The organism is Dietzia sp. IN118, from assembly GCF_032905965.1.
Taxonomy (GTDB): Bacteria; Actinomycetota; Actinomycetes; order Mycobacteriales; family Mycobacteriaceae; genus Dietzia; species Dietzia kunjamensis.
In genome coordinates, this window is record NZ_JAUMSR010000027.1 from 1 (window position 1) to 768 (window position 768).

Genomic DNA, 768 nt, shown 5'->3' on the forward strand with positions numbered 1-768 from the left:
CGATCTTCAGATGATCCGCCAGCAGGCGTGAGGACCAGTGCGTCACCCCGTACTTCTTCGGCGGAGGAGTCAACGTCGTGGTGATGATCTTCTGGTCATCTATCCGCTTCGGCCGGCCAGAGCGCGACTCGTCGAACAGGCCCGCGATCCCATCCGCCTCATACCTGCCTCGCCACTTCCACACCGTCGTCGGCGTCGTTCGCTCCCGGTCAGCGATCCGAGAGTTCGCCTGACCTTCCGCCGCGAGCAGGATAATCCGCGCCCGCATCGCCAACCCCGATTGGATCGACGTTGACCGCGTCCACGACTCCAACTCCTCGCGGTCACCATCACGAAGAATCAAAGCCGGAGCCGGGTTATTGGGCATGACCCATTCTCCCAAACACCCAAGCATTTAGGAACTAACGACACGCGACACTAGTGGGTAGATAAGAACCATAGATTCCGGGACTGGGTTCCGCTACAGACCAGGCTTCCGCCCACCTCGGCGTATCCAAATCCTGCAGGCTTGAGTTCACTTGTAGCAATAACGATCGTTAGCGGACGCGCCCGATCCGTCGAATAGGGGATGCCGCGCCGAAGGACGAGGTTTTAGGACGGGGGCCTGACTACTCTGCAGCCGCCGTCGTGAGGTGGGGTCACCGCGTCCCAAACTGACTTGCGGATCCGAGATGAAGGTCGCTTCGTCGATGTAGGTGCGGGACCGTTCTTTTGGATGACGTCCTGGCCGTGTGTCAGTTGAAGCCTCCGGACGGTGTCGCGACCTGT

At 60.3% G+C, this 768-nt stretch carries 1 protein-coding gene; it reads right to left on the reverse strand.

What is annotated here, in order from left to right; genetic code table 11:
- Window positions 1-367 (reverse strand): helix-turn-helix domain-containing protein (locus Q2K20_RS18125; protein ID WP_317177066.1); only part of this gene is annotated, 367 nt, incomplete at its 3' end.
- Window positions 368-768: the final 401 nt, after the last annotated feature.